This window comes from Rhodococcus sp. 2G (assembly GCF_001886355.1).
Lineage (GTDB): Bacteria > Actinomycetota > Actinomycetes > Mycobacteriales > Mycobacteriaceae > Rhodococcus > Rhodococcus pyridinivorans.
On record NZ_CP018063.1, the window covers coordinates 1,399,720 to 1,422,208 of the forward strand.

General features: G+C 68.7%; 18 protein-coding genes, 6 tRNA genes and 1 pseudogene. 12 read left to right on the top strand and 13 right to left on the bottom strand.

The annotated features are described in order from the left end of the window. Nucleotides 1–356: 356 nt before the first annotated feature. Nucleotides 357–572 (top strand): annotated as a pseudogene (locus BO226_RS27955) (oxygenase MpaB family protein); the annotation flags it as partial. A gap of 123 nt (nucleotides 573–695) precedes the next feature. Here BO226_RS27955 and BO226_RS06590 read toward each other — a convergent pair. The 3 genes from BO226_RS06590 to BO226_RS06600 form a co-directional block, all read right to left on the bottom strand. Next, the gene (locus BO226_RS06590; protein WP_071934844.1) at nucleotides 696–1,949 is read right to left on the bottom strand and encodes an HRDC domain-containing protein; all 1,254 of its coding nucleotides are present in this window, start codon (nucleotides 1,947–1,949) and stop codon (nucleotides 696–698) included. Nucleotides 1,950–2,065: 116 nt separating this feature from the next. Then, a complete protein-coding gene (locus tag BO226_RS06595) occupies nucleotides 2,066–3,478 on the bottom strand; it encodes a WS/DGAT/MGAT family O-acyltransferase (protein WP_071934845.1) in 1,413 nt (470 codons plus the stop codon). Nucleotides 3,479–3,529: 51 nt separating this feature from the next. Then, nucleotides 3,530–4,105: a DUF3000 domain-containing protein gene (locus tag BO226_RS06600; RefSeq protein ID WP_033096715.1), complete on the bottom strand. Its 576-nt coding sequence runs from the start codon at nucleotides 4,103–4,105 to the stop codon at nucleotides 3,530–3,532. 169 nt (nucleotides 4,106–4,274) lie between these two features. Here BO226_RS06600 and hemE point away from each other — a divergent pair, with 169 nt between their 5' ends. The 4 genes from hemE to BO226_RS06620 are packed head-to-tail and all read left to right on the top strand — an operon-like array spanning nucleotide 4,275 to nucleotide 9,769. Next, on the top strand, nucleotides 4,275–5,372 hold the full coding sequence (gene hemE / locus BO226_RS06605) for a uroporphyrinogen decarboxylase (protein WP_071936373.1): 1,098 nt from the start codon (nucleotides 4,275–4,277) through the stop codon (nucleotides 5,370–5,372). After that, on the top strand, nucleotides 5,369–6,727 hold the full coding sequence (locus tag BO226_RS06610) for a protoporphyrinogen oxidase (RefSeq protein ID WP_071934846.1): 1,359 nt from the start codon (nucleotides 5,369–5,371) through the stop codon (nucleotides 6,725–6,727). The genes hemE and BO226_RS06610 overlap by 4 nt, the downstream gene beginning before the upstream one ends. 5 nt (nucleotides 6,728–6,732) lie before the next feature. Continuing rightward, entirely contained in the window at nucleotides 6,733–7,428 is a 696-nt protein-coding gene (hemQ, locus tag BO226_RS06615; RefSeq protein WP_006551366.1) for a hydrogen peroxide-dependent heme synthase, read from the top strand. A 55-nt stretch (nucleotides 7,429–7,483) separates the two neighbouring features. Continuing rightward, nucleotides 7,484–9,769, top strand: coding sequence for a molybdopterin-dependent oxidoreductase (locus tag BO226_RS06620; protein WP_071936374.1), 2,286 nt, complete (start codon nucleotides 7,484–7,486; stop codon nucleotides 9,767–9,769). 4 nt (nucleotides 9,770–9,773) lie between these two features. Here the strand turns inward: BO226_RS06620 and BO226_RS06625 are convergent, their stop codons facing one another. After that, nucleotides 9,774–10,742, bottom strand: coding sequence for an L-lactate dehydrogenase (locus BO226_RS06625; RefSeq protein WP_041803314.1), 969 nt, complete (start codon nucleotides 10,740–10,742; stop codon nucleotides 9,774–9,776). Nucleotides 10,743–10,916: 174 nt separating this feature from the next. Between BO226_RS06625 and BO226_RS06630 the strand changes: the two genes are divergently transcribed. Next, nucleotides 10,917–11,642 (top strand): HAD family hydrolase, encoded by a 726-nt coding sequence (locus BO226_RS06630; protein ID WP_019289229.1) that lies wholly within the window; start codon nucleotides 10,917–10,919, stop codon nucleotides 11,640–11,642. Here the strand turns inward: BO226_RS06630 and msrB are convergent. The 3 genes from msrB to BO226_RS06645 form a co-directional block, all read right to left on the bottom strand. Further along, a complete protein-coding gene (gene msrB, locus BO226_RS06635; RefSeq protein WP_033096717.1) occupies nucleotides 11,605–12,033 on the bottom strand; it encodes a peptide-methionine (R)-S-oxide reductase MsrB in 429 nt (142 codons plus the stop codon). The two genes, BO226_RS06630 and msrB, sit on opposite strands and share 38 nt — an antisense overlap. 56 nt (nucleotides 12,034–12,089) lie before the next feature. Beyond that, complete coding sequence (locus BO226_RS06640; RefSeq protein ID WP_232238066.1) at nucleotides 12,090–13,325, bottom strand: glycosyltransferase family 87 protein; 1,236 nt, start codon at nucleotides 13,323–13,325, stop codon at nucleotides 12,090–12,092. 63 nt (nucleotides 13,326–13,388) lie between these two features. Then, nucleotides 13,389–14,948, bottom strand: a complete 1,560-nt coding sequence (locus BO226_RS06645; protein ID WP_064852125.1) for an alpha/beta fold hydrolase — start codon at nucleotides 14,946–14,948, stop codon at nucleotides 13,389–13,391. Nucleotides 14,949–15,113: 165 nt separating this feature from the next. Here BO226_RS06645 and zapE point away from each other — a divergent pair, with 165 nt between their 5' ends. Further along, entirely contained in the window at nucleotides 15,114–16,127 is a 1,014-nt protein-coding gene (zapE, locus tag BO226_RS06650; protein ID WP_006551373.1) for a cell division protein ZapE, read from the top strand. Between the two features lie 52 nt (nucleotides 16,128–16,179). Here zapE and BO226_RS06655 read toward each other — a convergent pair whose 3' ends face one another. Then, nucleotides 16,180–16,749 (bottom strand): GNAT family N-acetyltransferase, encoded by a 570-nt coding sequence (locus BO226_RS06655; protein ID WP_071934848.1) that lies wholly within the window; start codon nucleotides 16,747–16,749, stop codon nucleotides 16,180–16,182. Nucleotides 16,750–17,149: 400 nt separating this feature from the next. On the opposite strand from BO226_RS06655, the gene BO226_RS06660 reads away from it, so the two are divergent. Next, nucleotides 17,150–17,644 carry a 2-isopropylmalate synthase gene (locus BO226_RS06660; RefSeq protein ID WP_006551375.1) on the top strand — a complete coding sequence of 165 codons (495 nt, stop codon included), beginning with the start codon at nucleotides 17,150–17,152 and terminating at the stop codon, nucleotides 17,642–17,644. 157 nt (nucleotides 17,645–17,801) lie between these two features. Here BO226_RS06660 and BO226_RS06665 read toward each other — a convergent pair. The 5 genes from BO226_RS06665 to BO226_RS06685 all read right to left on the bottom strand — a co-directional run bounded on the left by BO226_RS06665 (nucleotide 17,802) and on the right by BO226_RS06685 (nucleotide 18,264). Further along, nucleotides 17,802–17,873: transfer RNA gene (locus BO226_RS06665), tRNA-Val, on the bottom strand. A gap of 20 nt (nucleotides 17,874–17,893) precedes the next feature. Beyond that, nucleotides 17,894–17,969: transfer RNA gene (locus BO226_RS06670), tRNA-Gly, on the bottom strand. 50 nt (nucleotides 17,970–18,019) lie between these two features. Beyond that, nucleotides 18,020–18,094: transfer RNA gene (locus BO226_RS06675), tRNA-Val, on the bottom strand. Nucleotide 18,095: 1 nt separating this feature from the next. After that, a tRNA-Cys gene (locus BO226_RS06680) sits at nucleotides 18,096–18,166 on the bottom strand. A gap of 25 nt (nucleotides 18,167–18,191) precedes the next feature. Further along, nucleotides 18,192–18,264 (bottom strand) — tRNA-Gly (locus tag BO226_RS06685). Nucleotides 18,265–18,697: 433 nt separating this feature from the next. On the opposite strand from BO226_RS06685, the gene BO226_RS06690 reads away from it, so the two are divergent. The 4 genes from BO226_RS06690 (at nucleotide 18,698) to BO226_RS06705 (ending at nucleotide 22,460) form a co-directional block, all read left to right on the top strand. Further along, nucleotides 18,698–18,769: transfer RNA gene (locus BO226_RS06690), tRNA-Val, on the top strand. 238 nt (nucleotides 18,770–19,007) lie between these two features. Next, the gene (locus BO226_RS06695; protein ID WP_071934849.1) at nucleotides 19,008–19,658 is read left to right on the top strand and encodes a DUF742 domain-containing protein; all 651 of its coding nucleotides are present in this window, start codon (nucleotides 19,008–19,010) and stop codon (nucleotides 19,656–19,658) included. A gap of 142 nt (nucleotides 19,659–19,800) precedes the next feature. Beyond that, entirely contained in the window at nucleotides 19,801–21,879 is a 2,079-nt protein-coding gene (gene thrS, locus BO226_RS06700) for a threonine--tRNA ligase (RefSeq protein ID WP_071934850.1), read from the top strand. A gap of 59 nt (nucleotides 21,880–21,938) precedes the next feature. Further along, nucleotides 21,939–22,460, top strand: coding sequence for an HIT family protein (locus BO226_RS06705; RefSeq protein WP_051121556.1), 522 nt, complete (start codon nucleotides 21,939–21,941; stop codon nucleotides 22,458–22,460). The last annotated feature ends 29 nt before the right edge of the window (nucleotides 22,461–22,489 follow it).

Below are 22,489 nucleotides of genomic sequence, written 5' to 3' on the forward strand. Positions count from 1 at the left end.
CCTGGATCGGACTGGCCGCGAGAGCGGGAAAAGGGTTGGACACAGTGTGTTTTCTTCAGGGGAACATTACGCCGGGGTGAACGGCCGACTCGACGTTTCCGGCGAGAACTCGCCCACAAGGCGGACTTCGAACGCGGCATGGAGTGTGACGACGCCTCCGAGTGGGTAAGAAGTTAAGAAATATTCTCTCCGCGCCGTCGCTTTGTCTGCGACCTGCCCAAGCGGTGAGGACCTCCGCTTGACACCGTGCGATCTGGAAATACAGTCCCGTTCCATGACTCGGCGACGACCGAACGCGACGGTACGGGGTGTGGTGGGTGAAGCGGCGTTCCCGCTGACTTGACCTGGAGGTTCCCATGGAGATCGCTCTGCCTCCGGTAGAGCACGGTGTGGTGGAACACAGCAGGGCGCTCATCGATCCCGTCACACGTTTCCGGAACACGAGCGCGTACCTCTTCCTCGTGGCGTTCGGCGACGACGAGGAACGCCGCAGGGCGGTGCGTTTCGTCAACCGCGCCCACGCACCGGTCCGCTCCGACGGATACAACGCCTTCGATCCGAGGCTCCAGTTGTGGATCGCCGCGGTGATGTTCCACGGCGGCCGCGACGTGTACGAGCGGTTCTTCGGCCTTGATGTGATGTCCAGGACGCGGCAGCCGCCGGAAGTAGATGGCACGCAGAGCAGACGGCGGAGATCAGTTCTCCGCCGTCAGGGCCTTCGCGAGTCGCGGCACGGTCAGCGCGCGCTGCCACGGCCGTGCCCCGCCCTCGGCGAAGCGGCCGTCGATGTACTCCTCGACGTCGTCTCCGTCGGAGACGTCCCAGTCCCAGCACAGGCGCCGAACGAGTTCGGGACTCACCAGGTTCTCGACGGGAACGGCGACTTCCTCGCTCAGAGCGGCGAGTTCGCCTCGCGCGAGGGCGAGACGTGCGGCCTCCTCAGGGTGGTGACGCGACCACCGACCGGCCGGGGGAGGCCCGGTCAGCGGCGGCGTGAGAGGTGGGAGCCGGTCCTCCGGCAGTGCACGGGCCCGCTCGATCGCGTTGAACCACGCACGGGAGGAACGCCGCTGCCGCGGACCGCCGAAAACCGGAAGCTCCTGCAACTGTTCGACGCTCGTGGGATTCGCCTCCGCGGCGGCGATGATCGCGGAGTCGGGAAGGATGCGCCCCGGGGCGATGTCACGCCGGGCGGCGATCTCGTCGCGGGTGGTCCACAGTTCCCGGACGATCGCCAGGCGGCGTCGGTCCTTGATCGCGTGGATCTTGGACGTGCGCCGCCACCGATCGGGCTTCGGAGCGGGCGGCCCCGCGAGCCGGATGTGCTCGAATTCCTGAGCGGCCCACTCGGTCTTGTTCTGCCGCTCGAGTTCGCTCGCCATCGCGTCGCGGAGTTCCACGAGCGGTTCGACGTCGAGTGCGGCGTAGTTGAGCCACGAGTCGGGAAGCGGTCGCGTCGACCAGTCCGCCGCACCGTGGCCCTTGCGCAGTTCGAGGCCGAGGGTCTCGGCCACGATCGCGGCGAGACCGACACGGGGGAATCCGGCAAGGCGACCGGCGAGTTCGGTGTCGTACAACTTCGCCGGGCGGAGCCCGAGTTCGGCCAGACCGGGGAGATCCTGGTCGGCGGAATGCAGGACCCATTCGAGGTCGTTGATCACCTCGGCCAGGGGAGCGAGGTCGTCCCGTGTCGGAATGGGATCGAGCAGCACCGTGCCGGCGCCGTCACGGCGGAGCTGGACGAGATAGGCGCGCGCCGAGTAGCGGTAACCCGATGCGCGTTCGGCGTCGACGGCGAGCGGGCCGTGTCCCCGCGCGAGCATCGCTGCCGCGTCGGCGACCCCGCGCGCCGTGGTGACGACCTCCGGGACGCCGTCGCGCGGTTCGAGGAGCGGCGCCGTGGTCACGCTCGTGCTCTTCTGCTCGTCCTCGTCGTTCTGTGCCGGCATGGGCGTGACTCTAGCGGTGTCGTCCCCGTGCGCAATTCCGTTCCTGTCCGGAACGTCCGATCGGTGGACACGCGCGGACCCGCTCGATGCCACGCGAACCTCTCCGGGGCGCCGCGTCACCCCTCCTGCGAGACGACATCGTCGCTGTCCGCACCGGCCGCGAGGAGGAGGTCCTCGAGGGCGGGGGAGAAGTCGTCGACGAGCTCCCACAGGTCGGGGACGAGATCGGGACACGAGATCAGGCCGATGTCGAGCCTGCCGTCGAGGGAGAGCACCGTCACGTTGAGCGCCGCGCCGTGGAAGATCGGTCCGAAGGGGTACATCGCCGTCATGCGTGCACCCAGGAAGTACAGCGGCACGGGCGGCCCGGGCACGTTGGAGATCACGAGGTTGTGGATCACCGGATGCCGGTCGGCGAGGCGGAGCCCGGCGTACGCGCGCATCGCGGGGGCGAAGACCGCCGCGCCGAGGAACTGCGACCAGTCCTGCAGCAGGTTCGCGCCGAGGTCGGCGTTGTGCTCCTTGGACACCGCGTTCGCTTCCGAGAGTGCCCGCAGCCGCTCGGCCGGGTCGGCGATGTGGGTGTGGAGGTCGGCGAACATCGCCGAGACCTGATTGCGCCCCGGCCGATCCGACCTTCCGTGCACCGAGACCGGGATCATCCCGATGAGCGGCGAGTCGGGCAGCTCGCCGCGCCGCTCCAGATATCGGCGCAGCGCGCCGGAGCACACCGCCATCACCACGTCGTTGACGGTGACGCCGAAGACGTTCTTCACCAGCTTCACGTCGTCGAGGTTCAACTCGGCGAAGCCGACGTTGCGGTGTCCGGTGATGGTGGAGTTGAACGGGGTGCGCGGCGCCGTGAACGGCGCGGGCATGGCGTCGCCGCGTCGTGCGCGGGCGATCCACGAGGCCAGCGATGTGACCGCGCCGGGCAGGATCCGCAGCAGATGCAGGGGCCGGCGGGCCACGTTGAGAGCTCCGGCAATCGCGATGGCGAGGTCGTTCGCGTCGCCGGCGCCCCACTGCACCGGTTCGGGCCGGGGATCGGCGGGATCGAGGCTGCACAGTTGTGCGATGAGTGCGGCGCCGGAGACCCCGTCCACCCCGGCGTGGTGCATCTTCGCGATGACCGCGATCCTGCCGTCGTCGAGACCGTCGACGAACCACATCTCCCGTAGTGGCCGGGAGCGATCCAGGGGTTGCGCGGCGATGTGTCCGCACAGCTCCGCGAGCTCGGTCCGGCCGCCCGGGGCGGGCACGCCGACGTGGTGGACGTGCCGGTCGAGGTCGAAGTCGTGGTCGTCGACCCAGACCGGATGGTCGAGGTTGAACCTGCTGTCGGCGAGCTTCATCCGGAACTGGGGTACGGCGGTGAGGCGCGCTTCGAGTTCGTTGCGCAGTCTCACGTAGTCGTAGCCGCCCGGGACGGTGGACGGATCCAGCACGATCAGCCCGCAGATGTGGAGGAGCTGACTGGGGGTCTCGAGGTAGAGGAAACCGGCATCGAGCCCGCTGAGACGCTGCATGGAATCAAGAGTAGAACAGGTTCTAGAAATCCGGTCGGATTGCAGCGGTTTTCACCGCTGGAGTCGCGCAACCCCCGCCGGAGGCAGACCCGCGGCATATGCGAGGACGTCACAGAACGCCTCCACGTGCAGGGTCAGCATGTCGGACTGCGGAGTCCACGACGCGCGCAGTTCCAGTTGGTGGGCGCGTCCCGGGCCCGCGATGTCCCCGAACCGCACGGAGGTCGTCGCCGTCACCGTGCCGCCCAGCGCCGTGAGCGGTTCACCGTGCGCGGCGAGGGCGTCGACGAGCCAACTCCACGCGACCTCCGGCAGCAGCGAGTCCGCTGCCAGGCTCTCGTCGACGTCGGCCTGGATGTACGAGACGAGCCGGGTGGTCCCGTGCCACGCCTCGTCGCCGTCGGGGTCGTAGAGAAGGATGAGGCGGCCGAACGCGTCGCCCTCGGACTGTTCGGGCACCCGGTCCGTCTCGTCGTGCAGGACCTCGGCGCCCAGCGCGTAGCTGTAGGGCGCGAGCCGTTGCGGGGGCCGGATCGGCCCGACCTCGATCTCCGGGCGCACGGTGGCCGCGTTCATCGCATCGACTGCGGAACGGAAGCGGGCCGGCTCGGCGGGCGAGGTGGTCACCGAGCGGAGGTTAGTGCCGGTGACGCACCGCACGCGGGAGGCGCGCCGATTCTGGTGGGCGGCGCGGTCGTGGCAGCATGGGCAGCGGGTCCGCGCCACACGTCTCGGTCCGGGACCCGACAGACGCTGCCCTGCGCGACGGCGCGCAGTGCCCGAAGAACGAGGATCGATGACCGGCTTGGAGAACACGAACGTCGGCTCTGCGGTGCCCGCGGAGTACCCCGCGCGAAGGATCCTGCCGCATGCGCCCCTGCTGGCGGCCGCGCGCGGTGAGCGGCCCGTCCACCGGCCCGTGTGGTTCATGCGCCAGGCCGGCCGCTCCCTGCCCGAGTACCGGGAGATCCGGGCCGGCATCGGCATGCTCGAATCGTGCTTCGACCCCGAACTGGTCTGCGAGATCACGATGCAGCCGGTGCGGCGCCACAAGGTCGACGCCGCCATCCTGTTCTCCGACATCGTCGTGCCGCTCAAGGCCGCCGGGATCGACCTCGACATCGTCGCCGGCACGGGCCCGGTCGTCGCGAACCCCGTCCGCACCGCCGCCGACGTCACCGCGCTGCCGACCCTCGAGGCCGAGGAGGTCGGAGCCGTCGCCCGCGCGGTCGGTCTGCTGACCCGCGAACTCGGCGACACCCCGCTCATCGGATTCGCGGGTGCGCCCTTCACGTTGGCGTCCTATCTCGTCGAAGGCGGCCCGAGCCGCAACCACGAGCGCACCAAGGCGCTCATGCACGCCGACCCGAAGACCTGGCACGCCCTACTCGGCAAGCTCACCGACGTTGCCATCGCCTTCCTGCGCGCGCAGATCGGTGCCGGTGTCGACGCCGTCCAGCTCTTCGACTCGTGGGCCGGTGCCCTCTCTCTCGCGGACTACCGCGAGTACGTCCTGCCGCACTCCGAGCGTGTCTTCGCCGAGATCGCCGGTGCGGGGGTGCCGCGCATCCACTTCGGTGTCGGCACCGGAGAGCTCCTCGGCGCCATGGGTGAGGCGGGCGCCGACGTGGTGGGCGTCGACTGGCGCATCCCGCTCGACGTCGCCGCGACCCGCGTCGGCCCGGGCAAGGCCCTGCAGGGCAACCTCGACCCCGCGATCCTGTTCGCGGGCCGGGAGGTCGTCGAACGCGAGGTGCGCCGCATCGTCGCCGAGGCCGACCGTGCTCTCGAGGCCGGCGCTGTCGGACACATCTTCAACCTCGGTCACGGTGTCCTGCCCGACACCGATCCCGACGTCATCACCCGAGTGGTCGAGCTGGTGCATTCGCTGTGACCCCGCCGACGGTCGCGGTCGTCGGCGGTGGGATCAGCGGGCTCGTCGCCGCGTACCGGCTGCGTCGTTCGCTCGGCGCCGCCGCCCGCATCGTCGTGCTCGAGCGATCGTCGCGGCTCGGCGGCAAGCTCCGCACGGTCCCGCTCGCGGGCGACCCGGTCGACGTCGGCGCCGAGGCGTTCATCGCACGCCGGCCCGAGGTGCTCGCGCTCGTCGAGGAACTCGGCCTGAGCGACCACATCGTCCACCCCTCGGCTGCCCGTCCGCTCCTGTACGCCGACGCGCGATTGCATCCGCTGCCGGCGGGCACGCTCATGGGCATCCCCGCCTCCGCGCAGGCCGTGGAGGGTCTCGTCGACGACGAGACCCTGGCGCGCATTGCCGCCGAACCCACAGTGCCGTTCCACTGGGACCGGGACTCCGACCTCTCCGTCGCGGATCTCGTCCGATCACGCTTCGGTGAGCAGGTGGTGCGGCGCAGCGTCGACCCGCTGCTCGGCGGGGTGTACTCGGGGCTGTCCGACACCGCGGGTGTCCGCGCCACCGTCCCGACGCTCGCGGCGGCGCTCGACGCCGGCGCGACGAGCCTGAGCGAGGCCGTCGCCCGCGCCCTGCCCCCGAAAACGGACGCCCCGGTCTTCGGGACGCTGCGCGAGGGCTACGGCGTGCTGATCGAGGCCCTCGTCCGCGAGGCCGACGCCGAGTTCCTCTACGGCACGGCGGCATCCGGACTGAAGCGCAGCGCCGGCCGGTGGTCGGTCGACCCGCTCGGTGAGGTCGACGGTGTGGTGCTCGCCGTGCCCGCCCCGGACGCCGCCCGGCTGCTCGCCGACAGCGTGAGATCCGCCGCGCAGTGCGCCGCGCAGATCCCGCTCGCCTCGTCGGTGGTGGTCGCGCTCGCGTTGCCGCACGACGACGGCCTGCCGCAGAACTCCGGAATCCTCGTCGCGACGGGGGAGGACCTGTCGGCGAAGGCCTTCACGCTGTCGAGCCGCAAATGGCCCCACCTCGCCGAACGACCCGTCGCGCTCGCCCGCGCGTCGTTCGGACGGTTCGGCGACGACGCGCTCGTCGACGCGTCCGAGGCCGATCTGATCGCGCTGGCCCGCGCGGATCTCGCGACCGTCACCGGAGTCGACGCCGAACCGGTGGCCGCCTTCGTGCAGCGGTGGCACGGCGGGCTGCCGCAGTACCGCGAACACCACGGCGAGATCGTCGCCGCCTTCGAGGCCGAGATCGCAGGGATCGACGGACTCGAGGTCGCCGGCGCGATGCTGCACGGTGTGGGCGTACCCGCATGTGTCGCAACAGGCACGGCCGCGGCCGCACGCCTGGCTGCACGAATGGAAGGATGAACGTCATGGCACGTCTCGACTACGACAAGCTCAATTCCACACTCCGTTACGCGATGTGGTCGGTCTTCCAGGTCCGGCCCGGCGTTCTCGGCGACGACCGCACCGCGGCGATCGAGGACGCGAAGGCGTTCTTCGCCCGCTTCGACGACACCGACGTGATCGTGCGCGGTATCTACGACGTGGCCGGCACCCGCGCCGACGCCGACTTCATGATCTGGACGCACGCCGAGCACATCGAGGATCTGCAGAAGCTGTACGCCGACTTCCGGCGCACCACGATCCTCGGCCGCGCGAGCACCCCGGTCTGGTCGAACACCGCACTGCACCGACCCGCGGAGTTCAACAAGAGCCACCTGCCCGCCTTCATCGCGGGGGAGGAGCCGGGCAACTACGTGTGCGTGTACCCCTTCGTGCGGTCCTACGAGTGGTACCTCCTGCCCGACGAGCAGCGTCGCAAGATGCTCGCCGACCACGGCATGGCGGCCCGCGGCTACCCCGATGTCCGCGCCAACACCGTTCCGGCCTTCGCGCTCGGCGACTACGAGTGGATCCTCGCCTTCGAGGCGCCGGAACTGCACCGCATCGTCGATCTCATGCGCGACCTGCGGGCCACCGACGCGCGCCTGCACGTCCGGGAGGAGACCCCCTTCTTCACCGGTCCGCGGGTCGACGTCGAAGCCCTCGTCGCGTCGCTGCCCTGACGTGACCTCGACGAGCGCGGTGCCACCCGAGGGAGAAGGTCGTCTGTTCTCCCAGATGGCGCACTGGGGGATGTTCTCGGCGCAGGCACGCGACGGCGAGGTCGTCGCCGTGCGGCCCTACGCCGGGGACCGCGACCCCTCACCGATCCTGGGGAACATCCCCGGATCGGTGCGGCACCGTGCTCGCATCGCCGGTCCGGCCGTCCGTCGCGGCTGGCTCGAGAACGGACCGGGACCGAGCACACGACGCGGCGACGACGAGTACGTCGCGGTCTCGTGGGACGAACTCACCGAGATCCTCGCGGGCGAACTGCAGCGCGTAAAGGACCGGCACGGCAACCGGGCGATCTTCGGTGGCTCCTACGGCTGGTCCGCACCCGGCCGGTTCCACCACGCCCAGAGCCAGGTGCACCGCTTCCTGAAGATGTTCGGCGGCTACACCCGCTCGGTGCACTCCTACTCGCTCGGCGCGACCGGCGTGATCATGCCGCATGTGGTGGGCACCCACTGGAAACTGTTCGCGCGCTCGACCTCCTGGGAGGTCATCGCCCGCGAGACCGATCTGATGGTGTGCTTCGGCGGGATCCCGCTCAAGAACACCGCCGTCAACGACGGCGGCACGAGCGATCACCCCACCCGCGACGCCCTCGACCGGATGCGGGCCCGCGGCGGACGGATCGTCTCGTTCAGCCCGATCCGCAGCGACGTGCACGGTGAGCACGAGTGGCTCGCGCCCCGGCCGGGCACCGACGTCGCGATCATGCTCGCCCTCGGTCATGTCCTGGCCACCGAGGGTCTGGCCGACCGTGAGTTCCTCGACCGCTACTGCACCGGTTACGACCGCTTCGAGGAGTACCTGCTCGGCCGCACCGACGGCGTCCCGAAGACCCCCGAGTGGGCCGCCGGACTGTCGGGCATCCCGGCCGGAACCCTCGTCGACCTCGCGCGACGCATGGCCCGTGGCCGCACCCTGGTGTCGGTCACATGGTCGCTGCAACGCGTGCGGCACGGCGAGCAGGCGCCCTGGGCGGGCGTGACCCTCGCCGCGATGCTCGGCCAACTCGGCGTTCCCGGGGGCGGTTTCGGCCACGGCTACGGTTCGATGAACGAACCCGGTCTCGCGCCCGTCCCGTATCCGCTGCCCACCCTGTTCCAGGGCAACAACGACGTCGAGGACTTCATCCCCGTCGCCGCGATCTCCGACCTGCTGTTGCGCCCGGGGGAGCAGTTCGACTACGACGGCCGTCGCCTGACCTTCCCGGACATCCGGCTCGTGTACTGGGCGGGTGGCAATCCCTTCCACCACCACCAGGACATCGGCCGGCTCCGCCGCGCCCTGCAACGGCCCGACACGATCGTCGTCCACGACCCGTACTGGACGCCGATGGCCAAGCACGCCGACATCGTCGTGCCGTCGACCACGGCGCTCGAGCGCGACGACCTGACGTGCACGCGCAACGATCCGCTGCTCGTCGCGATGCAGGCTGCCGTCCCACGCTTCGCCGACGCCCGCGACGACTACGACACCTGCACTGCTCTCGCCCACCGCCTCGGCTTCGGCGAGCAGTTCACCGAGGGCCGGACCTCCCGGGAGTGGCTCGAACACCTCTACGAGCAGTGGCGCGGTTTCGTCCTCGCCGACGACCGGCGCATCGAGGACCCGCCGCCCTTCGACGACTTCTGGTACGGCGGACCGGTCCGGATGCGGACCGAGGACGATCTGACCCTCTTCGAGGACTTCCGGTCCGATCCCGCGGCGAACCCGTTGCGGACTCCCAGCGGGCTGCTCGAGATCTTCTCCGCCGATATCGACTCGTTCGGCTACGACGACTGCGCCGGGCACCCCACCTGGTACGAACCCGACGAATGGCTCGGCTCCCCGCGGGTCGAACGGTTCCCACTGCACCTGATCGCCAATCAGCCGGCCACGCGCCTGCACGGGCAGCTCGATCACGGCTCGGTGAGCCAGGCGTCGAAGATCCGTGGCCGTGAACCGATCCGGATGCGTCCCGACGACGCTGCCGCGCGAGGTCTGGAAGCCGGCGACATCGTCCGCGTCTTCAACGATCGTGGTTCGTGCCTCGCCGGGGTGGTCCTCGACGACGGTCTGCTGCCGAACGTCGTCCAGCTCGCGACGGGAGCCTGGTACGACCCGCTGGATCCGTCCGATCCCGGATCGATGTGCGTGCACGGGAACGCGAACGTGCTCACCCCCGACGTCGGCACGTCGTCGCTGTCGCACGGATGCACGGGGCAGCACGTGCTCGTCGATGTCGAGCGGTTCGACGGCGAGTTGCCGCCCATCCGGGCCTACGATCCGCCGGTCGTCCGGCAGCGCTGAGCGGTCACAGTCCGAGGGACGACTGGACGTCGCGCAGGGTGGCCGCCGAGGTGGCCAGACCCGCTTCCTCCTCCGGCGACAACGGCACCTCGAGCACGGTGTGCGCGCCGCGCGCGTCGACGACGGTGGGAAGCGAGAGGCAGACGTCCTGCAGGCCGTGCCGCCCGGTTTGCAGCGTCGACACCGCGAGCACCCGGCGCTGGTTCCGCAGCACGGCCTCCACGATGCGGGCACTCGACAGTCCGATCGCGAGATTCGTGGCGCCCTTGCCGCGGATGATCTCGTAGGCGCTGCGCACGACCTCCTCGAAGAGTTCGGCGCGGGTGTCCGGTCCGAAGACGGGTCGTCCGTCGACGGCGAAGGACTCCACCGGCACGCCGCCGATCGTCGCACTCGACCACAGGGCGACCTCCGAGTCGCCGTGTTCCCCCACGACGAACGCGTGAACGTTCTCGACCGCGACGTCGGCGCGGTGGGCGAGCAGATACCGCAGCCGGCCGGAATCGAGCACCGTGCCCGACCCGAAGATCCGGCCGTCCGAGACGCCGGTCGCCGCGATCGCGGCGCGGGTGACGATGTCGACCGGATTACTGACGAAGACGATCACTGCATCGGGGGAGACGGACAGCAGGCCGGGAGTCAGGTCCCGTGTCAGGGCGACGTTCGCCGCCGCGAGATCCAGACGCGACTGGCCGGGATGCTGCTTGGCCCCCGCGGTCACGACGATCAGATCGGAACCGGCGGTGACCGCGATGTCGTCACTGCCCTCGATCCGGCACGACGGCGCGAACTGCGTGCCGTGGTTCAGGTCCAGGACCTCCGCGCGCACCTTCGCGGAGTTCGTGTCGAACAGCGCGATCGCGTCTGCCGAACCCCTGAGTAGACATGCATACGCCACCGCGGTACCGACGCTCCCGGCGCCGACGACGGACAGCTTCGTGTGTCGCCGGATTCTCGTACCCGTCTCAGCCATGCGAGACATTGTGGCAAACCGGCCCCTCGGTCGGTAGCCTCGCGGCACATGACTCGGTCCGCATCGGGACATTCCCTGCGAGCGGCCGGCCCGCCGCGATGGCGGCGATGCGACTGCTCGAGGAGATCTAGCCGAGCCGACCTGCCACTGTCGCTCAGCCGTTAGCCTCGGGACATGGCCGAGACCCCCTTCGATGCCGTCCTGTTCGACTTCTCCGGCACCCTGTTCCGGCTCGAGGAGGACGAGAGCTGGCTCGCGGACGTCACCGACCACGAGGGCAGACCCTTCGACGTGCACCGGCAGGCCGAACTCATGCGGCGGCTGACGCAACCCGTCGGGCAGCCCGTCGAGATGGACGCCGACGAGCACCACGCGTGGACCAACCGTGACCGCGAACCGCGCTGGCACCGCGAGGCCTACCTGACGGTGCTGCGCAGATCGGGCGTGGCCGATCCCGAACAGGCACAGGCGCTCTACGAGAAGGTGACCGACCCCGACTGCTGGACCGTCTATCCCGACACCGTCCCCGTCATCGAGGCGCTCGCTGGAGACGGGATCGCCGTCGGCGTGGTGAGCAACATCGCCTTCGACCTGCGGCCGGCCTTCGCGCGGCTCGGTATCGACGACCTCGTGTCGGTGTTCGCGCTGTCCTTCGAGGTGGGCGCCGTCAAGCCCGAACCGGAGATCTTCCGCCACGCCGTCGACAGACTCGGTGTCGACCCGCGACGGACGCTGATGATCGGCGACAGCGAGAAGGCGGACGGTGCCGCCCGGTCGATCGGATGCGCGTTCGAACTCGTCGAACCGACACCGACCACCGAGCGGCACGACGCACTGTGGACCGCGCTGGCCGCGGCCGGGATCACTCCGACCGAACCAGGCGCAGGGAGATCGAGTTGATGCAGTACCGCTTGTCGGTGGGCGTCGGGTAACCCTCGCCCTCGAAGACGTGCCCGAGATGGCTGTGGCACGTCGCGCACACCACCTCGATGCGCCGCATGCCCAGCGAGTTGTCCTCGCGCAGGATCACGGCGTCGGAGTCGGCGGGGTCGAAGAACGACGGCCACCCGCAGTGGGAGTGGAACTTCTCGGTGCTGCGGAACAGTTCGGCACCGCACGCGCGGCATTCGTAGATGCCCTCGGTCTCGGTGTCGGTGTACTCGCCGACGAAGGGACGCTCGGTGCCGGCCTGACGCAACACGGCGAATTCGGCGGGAGTGAGCTTCGCGCGCCATTCCTCGTCGGTGTGGACGACCTTGGGTGCGGGTTCGGATCGAGGAGCAGACGTCATGATCTCCACGCTAACCGCGCTCGGCGCGCGCGTCACGTCTGCACCGGCACGGACGATCACGTCCGTGCGGGCTGCTTCTCCTCGAGCAGGTGCGACGGCTCGATGCCGTCTGCCAGGCGCCCTTCGCGCTTCGCGACGAGGTAACGGTCGAGCAGGACGGCGAAGACGACGATGAGCAGCAGCGACCAGCCGAAGGTTGTCTTCATGTACTCCGCCGCGCGCCCGGCCTCCACCCACCGGTTCGACAGCCACGAGTCGTAGCTCAGGAAGCCGTAGACGGCGAGCCAGGCGGGCCAGTTCCGCATCACGGAGTTCGGCAGCAGCACCGTCATCAGCAGAGGGAACAGCATCATCGAGTAGTACATCTGGCCGAGCGATCCGAGCAGGAACGAAGCCGCGAGCAACACACCGCCGGCGGTGCACACGAAGAACACCTCGTCGTGGCGGCAGTAGCGGTAGAGCAACCACACCGACACCGCGACCATCACCGCGAGCACCGCCCGCAGACCGAAGATCAGCCAGGCCGGGAGCCCGTAGTACATGCCGTTGCCGACGATCGCGCTGTTGAAGTAGTCGCGGGACTCGAGCAGGTACGGCACGGTGTGCTCGACGAACTGCCACGCGTCGACCGACAGGGGCCACGCGATGATCGTCAGCGCGATCGGGACGCCCGCGGCGGTGATGAAGACCTTCCACTGTCTGCGCACGAGCGGGAGCAACAGCAGGGGAGCGAGGATCGGTTTGACGGCGAAGGTCAGGCCGAGCGCAGCCCCCGCCCACAGATCACGTCGTTTGAGCAGCAGCGTCAGGAACGCGATCTCGCCGAGCAGGACGAGACCGTTGATGTTCGTGAAGACGAGCGTGTTCGTCACCGTCTCGGACGCGAACGCGGCGAAGACCAGCACCGGCGCGATCGGCGAATCGAGTCGCAGACCGAACATGCGCAGCAACAGGTAGAGCGCGACGAGGATCGCGATCGCATTGGCGAGGATGAACAACCACCGCGACCGCTCGGGGTCGATCACCGCGATCGGGGCGATCAACAACGTGCCGGAAGGCGGATAGAGGTAGTGGGGATCGACCCACTGGAACTCGGCGGTGTACACCGGCCGGCGGTTGAGGAAGGCCAGCGCGGCGTTGTAGACCGGGGTGAAGTCGTCCGTCCGGAACCCGTTGACCGCTTTGATCACGACCCGGTGCAGAACCGTCAGTACGGCAAGGGGCCACACCACAGCCTTGACCACCTCGGCGGTCGTGCGTGCGGTCCGGGGTTCGAGACTTCTGAGGAACACTACGGCACGGTACACCGCGGGCCTGCGGACCCGTGCACACGCCCTGCCCCCGACCGGGGAACGTCACGCGGGGCACAGGCTCCCGTTGGGTGGAAGTTCCCCGCTGGACAGATAGGCATCCACCCGGGCCTGCACGCATCCCGAGTGCAGGACCGCCGAGTAACCGGCACCCTGCCACGACAGTGACGCCCAGGCGATACCCCCTGCGGTGAGCACACCGGTCACCGACTCCACGCCGGCATTGCCCACGACCGGGTCCGCGGCCCCCGAGGAGACGAGCACGGGCACGTCGAGCGCCGCCGGCAGCGGCGGGGGAGGCAGGCTCGGCCACGCCGCACATGCCGTCAGGCCCGTCGCCAGATCCGCGCCGTACAGCGGATAGAGGGTGGACCAACTCCGGGCGAGATCGCCCGCGTGGGTCGGGGTCGGCCAGCGCTGTCCGTCGCTGCACCGGGCGACGAACTGACCGTCCGTCGAGAGCCTCTCCTCGGCCACACCGACCAGTTCGATGAGCGGCATGACATCGCCGTCCCGCGCGGCTGCGAGGACGTCCGCCACCTCACGGACGCGGGCCTGCAGATCGGCGCGCGGCGTGCCGAGGACACCCGTCAGCGCCGTGAGGAAGGAATTGGCCGAGACCGGCGCGAGTTCACCCTCGGTGGCCTGCTCGTGCAGATCCTCGATCGCCGCGCGCGGATCGTCGCCCAGGGCGCAGTCGAGGGCGGTGCACTGCCGGGCGAAGGCATCGACGGCGGCCTCCGCGCCGCGGGCCTGCGACTCGGCCATGAGTTCGGCGTCGGCGGTGGCCGCGGCGGGGGAGTCGAGGACGAGACGGCCGACCGCGCCCGGATAGGCGGCGGCGTAGGCGAGCGCGACCGTCGCACCGTTCCCCACCCCGAGAAGACCGATCCGGTCCACGCCCCATGCCTGCCGGAGGCGTTCGATGTCGTCGGCGGCGTGTGATGCGCCGAACATCAGCTGCTGCGGCTGCAGGTAGTCGGTGCACGAGACGGTCGCCTGACGACCCAGATCGGCGACGCGTTCGGGTGCATCGCCGGTGCGGCCGAATTGTCCGAGATCGCCGAGACCGCGACGATCAGCAGGAAAGATGCAGTCGATCGCGAGCGAGTTGCCGATCCCGCGCCGATCCACCGCGACGATCGGACGCATCGCCAGTGCACCCGACATCGCGCCGGTCGCCATGGCGGTCAGTGCGCGCGTCGACGCGACGTCGGCGCCGGTCGTGAGAACCAGCGGCGCCACGTCGGTGGGGGTGTCGGGCAGTCGTGCGCGCATGACTGCCAGCGGGAAGGTGCCCGTCACGGTGCCGGCCGCATCGATCGGGGCGACGACCTCCGCGCACTCGAGAACGAGGCCCTGGGCACCCGGCGGTGCGTCGAACGAGGAGAGCGTCTCGTCCGTGCAGTTCCGCCACGCCGGTTCGGCCGACGGCACCGGAAGTTCGGGTACCTCGGTCTCGTCCTGCGGGGTCCCGTCGACGGCAACACCGGGATCGTCGCGCACCACGGCGACGTCGGGACGTATCGACGGTCCTGCTCCGCACGCGGTCGACGCCGCGGCAACCGTGATCAACATCGCGGCGATCACTCCCGATCTGCGCATGCGCACAGCCTGCCAGGTTCACCGGCGGCCGCGCGCAACCGGTGGTCGAGCGGCCGATCCGAAGTGTCCTCCCGGTGCATGACGCCGAGGTGAACGCCGTGTGAAGTAGGTCGCATTCCGGATTCGAGTGAGGATCCGAGCATGATGCGGTCGTACCCTGGGCTGATGCACGAACGTCTCGTCGACCGCAATCCGGTGGTGCCTGCAGACCAGTTGGTGGCGCAGATGGTGCCCCCCGCGATGTTCGACGAGGTGAGCTTCGAGTCGTACATTCCGGATCCGAACGAGCCGAGCCAGGCGGCCGCGGTGACGACCGCTGCGGAGTTCGTCGGCAAGATCGGGAAGATCCGCGGCGGCAAGCGCGGCCTGTTCGGCCGCCGCTCCCAGCCGCAGGGGGCCGGCCTCTACCTCGACGGCGGCTTCGGCGTGGGCAAGACCCACCTGCTCGCCTCGATCTTCCACAGCGCACCCGCGCCCAAGGCCTTCGGCACGTTCGTCGAGCTCACCCACGTCGTCGGCGCCCTCGGGTTCAACAAGGCCGTCGAGGAGCTGTCGAACCACAGCGTGCTGTGCATCGACGAGTTCGAACTCGACGATCCGGGCGACACCATGCTCGTCTCGCGCCTGCTGACCGAACTGTCGGCCCGCGGCGTCTCGATCGTCGCGACCTCCAACACGCTCCCCGGCCAGCTGGGTGAGGGACGGTTCGCGGCACAGGACTTCCTGCGCGAGATCAAGAAGCTCGCGTCGATCTTCGAGACCATCCGCGTCGACGGCCCCGACTACCGTCACCGCGACCTGCCGCCTGCACCCGATCCGGTCGACTCGGCAGAGCTCACCGAGCGCGCCGACGCGATCCCGGGTGCGACGCTCGACGACTTCGACGAGCTGTGCGCGCACCTGAGCACGCTGCACCCGTCCCGTTACGGCAAGCTCGTCGAGGGTGTCCCCGCCGTCTTCCTCGAGGGTGTGCACCCGGCGAAGGACCAGTCGGTGGCCCTACGTCTGGTGGTCCTCGCCGACCGCATGTACGACGCGAGCATCCCCGTGACGGTCTCCGGCGCCAAGCTCGACGAGATCTTCACGCCCGAGATGCTCGCGGGCGGCTACCGCAAGAAGTACCTGCGCGCGACGTCCCGTCTGCTGGCGCTGTCCCGATTCGAGGTTGCCGCGGGCTGATCGGATACCCGGCGCTCATGCGCGCCGGGTCGACCTCCACCCCATCACCGGCTCACCGGCCGTCATCCCTTCGGAGGGTGCGCTGCATGACGAAATCGTCGTGCGTCTGCGCCCCCACGACGAATGTGCGCGTGCCCACCACCTCGAAGCCCTGCTTCTCGTAGAAGCGCCGGGCGCGGGTGTTCTCCTGGTTGACGCCGAGCCACAGGCCCACACGCCCGAGTGTGTGGGCCCGCGCGACGATCGCATCCATGAGCGCCGCAGAGATTCCGGAACCGTGATGGCCCGGCATCACGTACAGCTTGCTGATCTCGATCGCCGGCCGCGCCGTGATCATCGCGTCGATCGCCGGATCCTCGGGAGCGGCGTCCACTGCCATCAGATAACCGACGATCTCCTCACCCGCGCGCGCCTCGAGAACGATGCGTTCGGGGGAGGACAGGTACTCGGCGAACTTCTCCGCGCTGAGGGTGCGCTCGATGAAGTCGGCGATGTCGTCCTCGGCGGCGTCCTGAGGGCAGGCGAGCGGGAAGGTCGCGGCGGCGACCTGAGCGATTGCCTCGGCGTCCCAGATGCCCGCCTCGTCGACGGAGACTGCTTCTTCGAGTGGTGGCATGGACATGCACACCAGTGAAGCACTCGGACGGGACGATACGGCAGGTGCCCCGCGTGTCGATGCGAGACGGAGACACGAGCCCGGACGCGAGACGGAGAAGGGTCCGGATATGGCTGAACCCCAGCCTTGGATGGGGGGTCATGGCTGGGGTTCGACACCATCGGGGGGATGGCAACATCCACGCTACATGAGGGATCCCTCAGGTTCCAGCGACCGTGGTCACGGTTGCGTCACACGGTCCCGTGGATGCGACTTGCACGAAATGTCGGTGCGTTGTACCGTCGCGGCTATGAAGCGCGTACTCGTAGTTCACCGCCGTAGCGGGGTCTGATTCGGACCGACCCCTCGCTGCGGGTCGTTGAGCTACGCGTCGGTCCTTCCTTCTCGTGGAAGACCACTACGAACGATGAACGCCTTCACCTCCTTCTCGGGTTTCGCTCCGATGTTCCCCTCTGGCACCCCTGATGCCGATCCGTTCTTCGCCCGCTACGGACGCGGCCTTCCTCGGGGATTGCGCGAGGAAGCCTCCGGCATGAGTTGGACGGAGTTCGAATCCACCTACGGTGCGCAGCACGGCCCGGTCCGCCTCGGTGGCTGGACCGCGACGGCCCTGGGTGCGGGACGCAGCGCCTTCGAGGCGACGATCGCGATCGGCGACACGATCCATACGGCATCCGCCACGACCTGCGGACCGATCGCCGCGATGACCGCGATGCTGTACGACCTCGGGCTGAACATCGAGATCCTGTCGTTCCACCGCCACGACCTCGGTGAGATGTCCGCGACCTTCCTGCTGTGCCGCTCCGGCGAGCGCACGACCTGGGTGATGGGCACGGGCGAGACCGGCAACGAGTCGTCGCTGCGGGCGATGATCGCGGGGATCAACACGCTCGGCGCGTGACGCGCCGGTCCGGTGCGGGGGAATACCTCCGCACCGGATCACCCGTTGCCGGATTCTCACCGGGTGGCCCGGACGATCGGCGGTCTCCACGAACGAATGCGTCTCCACGAACGAATGAAGGCTCCCTTCGAAATTCGAAGGGAGCCTTCATCTTCTGTGCGCGATACTGGGATTGAACCAGTGACCTCTTCCGTGTCAGGGAAGCGCTCTCCCGCTGAGCTAATCGCGCCGGCATGGTGATCGCCGGAATGGAGCGGATGACGGGATTCGAACCCGCGACCCTCACCTTGGCAAGGTGATGCGCTACCAGCTGCGCTACATCCGCATGTGCACGTTCTTTCGGTGAACCGGCTCGGCCCACGTGCTGGTCGAACCTGGTGCGCGATACTGGGATTGAACCAGTGACCTCTTCCGTGTCAGGGAAGCGCTCTCCCGCTGAGCTAATCGCGCGAGGTGGAGACGGGAATCGAACCCGTGTGCACGGCTTTGCAGGCCGTTGCCTCACCACTCGGCCACTCCACCGTAAAAGGTCGAGTCCAACCTCTCGAGCGGATGACGGGATTCGAACCCGCGACCCTCACCTTGGCAAGGTGATGCGCTACCAGCTGCGCTACATCCGCATTCGCACCGTTCGGCGTCGTGCTCTCCGTGGTGCGGTTCAAAACAGTAGCCGAGCATCTACGAAACGCACAAATCCGCAGGTCAACGGCAGAAAACCGGCAGATTTCGCGAAGGTGACGGGCTGATGACCCCTGCGGGAGGCGACGAATAGGGCTTCGGAGGCCGAGCCCGCGTCCCCCGCTCGTGTCGCTCCGGCCGACACTTGCGTTCCCCGGTCCTCCCGAGTTGAGGGCCGTCCACGTCCCGGGGCTCCGGGTGCGCCTTCTCGTCTCTACGAGCACGGTTTCCTGCCCGCTCGCGTACGCGCGCGAGAGGCGCCACCCGAACGCGCTGCACGGAACATCCGCGTCGAAACGCTGGGACCAGGCGATTCGTCTTCATGGCGGGAGCGTGTTAGTGTTCCATCTCGTTCGAGCCGCTGCGGAGCGGCCCGGTCCCGTGGCTCAGTGGAAGAGCGTCCCGTTCACACCGGGGAGGTCGCTGGTTCGATCCCAGCCGGGACCACCGAGATCGGCAGTGACGAAAGGCACCCCCGCAGGGGTGCCTTTTTTCGTACCTTGATGAAATCGTTGAGCGTGCGTGGCGCCCGGTCGGGTGGTCGCCCGCGAGCGCTTGTTTCCTTCGAACCGCAACGGCCCCCTCGGGCCCGACCACGCGTGTCGTGTGGGCACAGCTGTGGTGCTTGTGGCCGAAGTGCGCGTAGTGATGGCAGGATCGTGGTCGTCGAGGAGGGCACGTCCGGATGAGCGTTGCGGACAGCGAATGGCCGGTCGTGGGGGCGACCGGAGCGAGATTCGGATCCGGTCGGTCCCGTCGACGTCGGCGGCCGGCGGATCACGCCGTGCCGGTACGGAATCACCGCGAGCCGGGCCCCGTCGTGGACGAGGTCACGGCAGCCGAGATGTACCGTCCCGCAGCGCAGCCGGTCGACACAGCGCAGCCGGTCGACACAGCGCAGCCGGTCGACAGAGCGTTGTCGGGCGGTGCAGAGCAGCCGGCCGGCCGGAATGCGGGCACCGGGACCAGTGTGGGAATCGAGGACATGAACCAGCCAGAGACGTCGTCGTTCGTGCGCCCGTTCGTGCGGAGCGGGGGACGCACCCGAGCCGAGGTGGAGCTGCCTCTCGAAGTGCTCGTGTCGGCCGTCCCCTCCGCGATGGGCAGTGAGTCCGGTCCGGCGATGGACGAGCATCGCCTCGTGCTGGCGTTGTGCGCCCAGCCGAGATCGATCATGGAGATCGCGGCCCTCGCGCAGATCCCGCTCGGTGTCGCGCGCGTGCTCGTCGGGGATCTCGCGGCGACCGGCGAGATCACCGTGCACCGCACGGCCGACAAGGTGGGACCGAACGTCGAACTGCTCGAACGGGTGCTGACGGGTCTCAACCACCTCTGAGTTTCTCCGCTCGGCTCCCTGTGTTCGCTGCCCGGGCGGATGTCGATAGCATGATGAAGTTGCCGTGTGCTCGCGATCGTCGACCGCAGCACGCGTCCGGCGACGACCACGTATCAGGCATCGAGCCGAGGAGTCCGTCACAGTGACCACGCCCGCATCCGCGAAACCAGCCACGATCGTCCGGGTGCCCGCGGGGACCACTGCGGGCGCGGCGGTCCGTGACGCGGGTCTGCCCACCAAGGGGCCCGAGACGATCGTGGTCGTCCGCGACTCGGAAGGCACGCTGCACGATCTTTCGTGGACGCCGGAATCGGACGTCGAGGTCGAGGCCGTCGGCGCCGACACCGAGGACGGTCGCAGCGTCATCCGCCACTCGGCCGCCCACGTGCTCGCACAGGCCGTGCAGCAGGAGTTTCCGGAGGCGAAGCTCGGCATCGGCCCGCCCATCCGCGACGGCTTCTACTACGACTTCCAGGTCGAGCGTCCCTTCACGCCCGACGATCTCGCGAAGCTCGAGAAGCGGATGAAGAAGATCGTCAAGGATGCCCAGCGCTTCTCGCGTCGCGTCGTCGACAGCCTCGAGGACGCCCGCGAGGAATTGAAGGACGAACCGTTCAAACTCGAACTCATCGACGACAAGGCAGGAAGCAGTGACTTCGAGCCGGACCCCGAGGTGATGGAGGTCGGCGGCAAGGAACTGACCATCTACGACAACCTCAACCCCCGCACGGGTGAGCTCGTCTGGAAGGATCTGTGCCGCGGCCCGCACGTGCCCACCACCAAGTTCATCCCGGCGTTCAAGCTCACGCGCAGTTCCGCGGCCTACTGGCGCGGCGACCAGGACAACGCCGGCCTGCAGCGCATCTACGGCACGGCCTGGGAGTCCACCGAGGCGCTCGACGCGCACCTCGAACTCCTCGCCGAGGCCGAGCGCCGCGACCACCGCAAGCTCGGCACCGAACTCGACCTGTTCTCGTTTCCCGACGAGCTCGGCTCGGGACTGCCGGTCTTCCATCCGAAGGGCGGCATCATCCGCCAGGAGATGGAGAACTACTCGCGTCAGCGGCACGTCGAGGCCGGCTACGAGTTCGTGTACTCGCCGCACATCACCAAGGGCCACCTCTACGAGGTCTCCGGTCACCTCGACTGGTACCGCGACGGCATGTTCCCGGCGATGCACATCGACGAGGAGCTCAACGAGGACGGCACGGTTCGCAAGCCGGGTCAGGACTACTACCTCAAGCCGATGAACTGCCCGATGCACGACCTGATCTTCCGGTCGCGAGGCCGCTCGTACCGCGAGCTGCCGCTTCGCATGTTCGAGTTCGGATCCGTCTACCGCTACGAGAAGTCCGGTGTGATCCACGGGCTCACCCGTGTGCGCGGCATGACGCAGGACGACGCGCACATCTTCTGCACCCCGGAGCAGATGCGCGACGAGCTCACCAGCGTCCTGAAGTTCATCCTCGACCTGCTGAAGGATTACGGGCTCGACGACTACTACCTCGAACTGTCGACGAAGAATCCCAAGAAGTTCGTCGGCAGCGACGAGCTGTGGGACGTCGCGACCGACACCCTGCGTGAGGTCGCCGAGGCCTCGGGTCTGCACCTCGTCCCGGATCCGGGCGGTGCGGCCTTCTACGGTCCGAAAATCTCGGTGCAGGTCAAGGACGCCCTGGGCCGCAGCTGGCAGATGTCGACGATCCAGCTCGACTTCAATCTGCCGGAGCGATTCGAGCTCGAGTACACCGGCACCGACGGGGCGAAACACCGGCCCGTCATGATCCACCGGGCGCTCTTCGGGTCGATCGAGAGGTTCTTCGGCGTGCTCACCGAGCACTACGCCGGTGCCTTCCCGGCGTGGCTCTCGCCCGTCCAGGTCGTGGGCATTCCTGTGGCCGCGGACTTCGAGGACCACTTGTTCGACGTCGTGGGCAAGCTGAAGGCTCAGGGGATCCGGGCCGAGGTCGACGTCTCCGACGACCGTATGCAGAAGAAGATCCGCACCCACACCACGCAGAAGGTGCCGTTCATGCTGCTCGCCGGTGAGCGCGACGTCGCGGCGGGCGCGGTCAGTTTCCGTTTCCGCGACGGCACGCAGGTCAACGGCGTGCCGGTCGACGAGGCCGTGCGGATCGTGACCGAATGGGTCCGTCGCCGCGAGAACGCCTCGCCCACCGCCGAGCTCGTCGGTTCCGGTGGGAAAGGCAGCCCGTCGTGACGGGCGATCGCACTCCGGGGCCGGCCGACATCCCCGCGACCGACGACAGTCCCGCGTCGATGGTCGATCGCGGTGTGGGGGAGTCCGACCACCTGCAGCGCCTGTGGTCGCCGCACCGGATGTCGTACATCACCGAGTCCCCGCGAGGTCGCGACGAGCCGTACGAACCCTTTACCGATATCCCGAAGATGTCCGACGAGGAAGGTCTCGTCGTCGCTCGCGGCGAAACGGTGTACGCGGTGCTCAACCTGTACCCGTACAACCCGGGGCACCTGATGGTCGTACCGTATCGCCGGGTGGCCAACCTCGAGGACCTGACGCCCGAGGAGAGCGCCGAACTCATGCAGTTCGCGCAGCGGGCGCTCCGCGTCATCAAGCGCGTCTCGCGTCCGCACGGCTTCAACGTCGGCCTCAACCTCGGTGCCGCGGCGGGAGGCTCGCTGGCCGAGCATCTCCACCTGCACGTCGTGCCGCGCTGGGGCGGCGACGCCAACTTCATCACCGTCCTCGGTGGGTCGAAGGTCATGGTGCAGTTGCTGCGCGACACCCGTGCACTGCTCGCCTCGGCATGGGACGAGTGACAGCCCTCCCCGAGTCGTCGCGATCGCAT